Source organism: Actinomadura sp. CNU-125 (assembly GCF_001942465.1).
Taxonomy (GTDB): Bacteria; Actinomycetota; Actinomycetes; order Streptosporangiales; family Streptosporangiaceae; genus Spirillospora.
On sequence record NZ_MKJY01000395.1, the window covers coordinates 1 to 3,658 of the forward strand.

A 3,658-nucleotide genomic window follows, 5' to 3' on the forward strand; every position below is an offset into this window, starting at 1 on the left:
GCCCAGGGAGGCCGGGTCGGGGCAGCCCCGCCACCCGGAAGAGCACTCCGCCCCCCGGGAGGTCGGGTCAGCCCGGCCACGCTCCCCGCCGCCTGGGGAGTATGGCCGGCCCGGGGCGACCGGGTCGGCGCAGTCTTCCGCCGCTCGGGCGGGGGTGGCGTCGGCGTGCCTGTCGTCGGGGGTTCGGGGGTGGGGAATTCGGGTTGATAGGTCACGGTATCGACCCCAAATCCAGCTTCGTCGGCAGACTGCCGGATGACCGGATGGCCACTCCGGTATCTTTTCGCCCATGTCTCAGTCTGAGCGCCTCGTTCTCGCGACGCGCTATCGGCTGGTCTCGGAAATAGGCCAAGGTGCCAACGGCACCGTGTGGAGAGGCCACGACGAGCTCCTCGACCGCGCCGTCGCGATCAAGGAGCTGCGGCTCCCCGAGGACCTCTCCGAGGACGACCGGGTCGTCTTCTACCGCCGGACGCTGCGCGAGGCGCGGGCGCCCGCGCAGTTGCGCACGCCGTCGATCGTCGAGGTGTACGACGTCGTCATCGAGCAGGGGCGGCCGTGGATCGTGATGGAGCTGATCGAGGCGCCGAGCCTCGAGGAGCTCATCGAACGGTCCGGGCCGCTGCCGCCCGACCGGGTCGGGCACATCGGCCGCAAGCTGCTGGACGCGCTCGGCATCGCCCACCGGGCGGGGATCGTGCACCGCGATCTGAAGCCGAGCAACGTCCTGCTGGACGGCGACCGGGTGGTGCTGACCGACTTCGGGCTGGCGTTCTCGTCGGGGTCGGCGAGCCTGACCAAGACGGGGCATTTCATGGGTTCGCCCGCGTACGTGGCGCCCGAGGTCGCCGCCGGGGAGAAGGCCACGCCGAGGTCGGACCTGTGGTCGCTGGGCGCGACGCTGTACGCGGCGCTGGAGGGCCGTCCGCCGTTCGAACGCGACAACGTGATGGCGACGCTCAGCGCGCTGGCGAACGAGTCGGCGCAGGTGCCGGCGAACGCGGGGACGCTCGGGCCCGTGATCACCGGGCTGCTGGAGAAGAACCCGACGCGGCGGCTCAGCCACGCGCGGGCGGCGGACCGGCTGGAGCGGGCGCTGTCGGGGCCGCGGTCGGGACGGCGCCCGGCGACGCCGCGGCACCGGCTGACGGTCGTGGCCGCGCTCGTCGCGGCGACCGTCCCGTCCTGCGGCGTGGGCGCGACGGCGCTGGTCGTCGGGATGATGCGGGAAGGGCCGTCGACGCCCTCCGCCACGCCGCCGCCGTCCACCGCGAGCGCGGCGGCGAACGAGGCGCGGGCGCCCGGGCGGCGTCGCGTCCAGCACGCTGGTCGTGCGGGCCAAGAACGACGCCTGCAAGATCTTCGTGTCGGTGCCGGGCGAGGCGATGCAGGTGCTCGCCGACGAGACGCTCGGCCGGGGCGAGGCGCGCAAGTACGACCAGCAGCGGCTCAACGCGGTGATCTACGACTCGGCGGCCTGCGAGGTGTGGGTGAACGGACGGCACGAGGCGGGCGGTTCGCCGGGCGAGCGCAAGAACTACACCGTGACGAGGACCATCGGGGGCTGATCCCCGCTCCGGGAATGTGATCGCCCTCCGGGCGGCTGTCCCGAGTGGAGCGGGGAAGGACCCCGGCTGGAGGTGTCGCGGATGTCCGAGCATCGGATCGAGCACGACTCCATGGGCGAGGTGCGGGTTCGGCCTCGGCCAGGTGGCGGGCGCAGACGCAGCGGGCGGTGGAGAACTTCCCGATCTCGGGACGGACGCTGGAGCCCGCGCACATCGCCGCGCTCGGCCGGATCAAGGCGGCGGCCGCGGTGGTGAACGCCGAGCTGGGCGTGCTGGACGCGGACGTGGCGGCGGCGATCGCCGACGCGGCGGGTGAGGTCGCGGCGGGGAAGTGGGACGACCAGTTCCCCATCGACGTGTTCCAGACGGGGTCCGGCACGTCGTCGAACATGAACGCCAACGAGGTGGTGGCGACGCTCGCGGAGGAGCGGCTGGGGCGTCCGGTGCATCCCAACGACCACGTGAACGCGTCACAGTCGTCGAACGACGTGTTCCCGTCCTCGATCCACATCGCGGCCACCGGGGCCGTCGTGGACGATCTGGTGCCCGCGCTGCGGCATCTGCGGGACGCGCTGCACGCGAAGTCGCGGGAGTTCGCGACCGTGGTGAAGTCGGGCCGCACGCATCTGATGGACGCGACGCCGGTCACGCTCGGCCAGGAGTTCGGCGGGTACGCGGCGCAGGTGAACCACGGCGTGGAGCGGCTGGAGGCCGTGCTGCCGCGGCTGGCGGAGCTGCCGCTCGGCGGGACGGCGGTGGGCACCGGGATCAACACGCCGGACGGCTTCGCGGCGCGGGTGATCGCGGAGATCGCGCGGGCGACCGGGCTGCCGCTGACCGAGGCGCGCGACCATTTCGAGGCGCAGGGCGCGCGGGACGGCCTGGTGGAGGCGAGCGGGGCGCTGCGGACGATCGCGGTGAGCCTCACCAAGATCGCGAACGATCTGCGCTGGATGGGGTCGGGGCCGCGGGCGGGGCTCGCGGAGATCCGGCTGCCGGACCTGCAGCCCGGGTCGTCGATCATGCCGGGCAAGGTGAACCCGGTGATCCCGGAGGCGGTGACGCAGGTCGCGGCGCAGGTGATCGGGAACGACGCGGCGGTCGCGTTCGGCGGCGCGTCCGGGAACTTCGAGCTGAACGTGATGCTGCCGATGCTCGCGCGGAACGTGCTGGAGTCGATCAGCCTGCTGGCGAACGCGTCGCGGCTGCTCGCGGACCGGTGCGTCGCGGGGATCGAGGCGGACGCCGAGCGGATGCGCGAGTACGCCGAGTCGTCGCCGTCGATCGTGACGCCGCTGAACCGCTACCTCGGCTACGAGGAGGCGGCGAAGGTCGCCAAGCAGGCTCTGGCGGAGCGCCGGACGATCCGCGAGGTGGTGCTGGAGCGGGGCCATGTCGACGCCGGACGGCTGACGCTGGAGCAGCTCGACGCGGCGCTGGACGTCCTGAAGATGACGGGCGCCCGCTGACGGGCGCCCGTCCGCGTCAGTACGAGCCGTTGTCCAGGAAGTTGTTCCAGGCGCCGCAGGGGGTGTCGTAGCGGTCCTTGATGTAGCCGAGGCCCCACTTGATCTGGGTGTTGGCGTTGTTCTGCCAGTCGGGTCCGGCGCTGGACATCTTGGAGCCGGGGTTGGCCTGCGGGATGCCGTACGCGTCGGAGTACGGGTTGTCGGCGTGGACGTTCCAGCTGCTCTCCTTGTCCCACAGCTTGACGAGGCAGCCGAACTGCCCGTCGCCGTCGAACCCGAAGTCGGGCAGCATCGCCTTGGCGATCGCCTGCGCCTCGCCCGCCGGAACCGGGTCGGAGACCTTCGCACTGCCGCCGCCGCTGCTCCCGCCGTCGTCGTCGTCCTTCTCGGGCGTCTTCGTCGGCGTCGGCTTCTTGGTGGGCAGCGGCTTGCCGACGGCCTGCAGGTCGAGCTTCTCGCCGCCGTCCTGCTCGGCTTCCTGCGCGGCCCGTTCGAGCGCCTTGTCGTGCCGGAGCTTCGCCAGGACCTCCGGCGCGATGGTCGGGGTCGGCGCCGCGGCGTCGGCCAGCGGCCGGGCCGGTTGACCGTGGACTCGCCGTCGCCGGTCAGCGCGAACGCGGT

Annotated in this window: 2 protein-coding genes and 1 pseudogene; 2 read left to right on the forward strand and 1 reads right to left on the reverse strand. The window is 72.6% G+C overall.

All coding sequences use genetic code 11. From position 1 onward, the window contains the following. Positions 1–289: 289 nt before the first annotated feature. Both BJF79_RS34680 and BJF79_RS34685 read left to right on the forward strand, forming a co-directional pair. Positions 290–1,588 (forward strand): serine/threonine-protein kinase, encoded by a 1,299-nt coding sequence (locus BJF79_RS34680; RefSeq protein WP_075903790.1) that lies wholly within the window; start codon positions 290–292, stop codon positions 1,586–1,588. A 61-nt stretch (positions 1,589–1,649) separates the two neighbouring features. Further along, positions 1,650–3,037 (forward strand): annotated as a pseudogene (locus tag BJF79_RS34685) (class II fumarate hydratase). A 16-nt stretch (positions 3,038–3,053) separates the two neighbouring features. Here the strand turns inward: BJF79_RS34685 and BJF79_RS56225 are convergent. Beyond that, positions 3,054–3,658: lytic transglycosylase domain-containing protein (locus BJF79_RS56225; RefSeq protein WP_158079380.1), on the reverse strand; the 605-nt coding region annotated here is incomplete at its 5' end.

Bases quoted from the DNA above. Each gene is read 5' to 3' on its own strand.
- BJF79_RS34680 (WP_075903790.1), top strand. From the start codon at position 290: ATGTCTCAGTCTGAGCGCCTCGTTCTCGCGACGCGCTATCGGCTGGTC.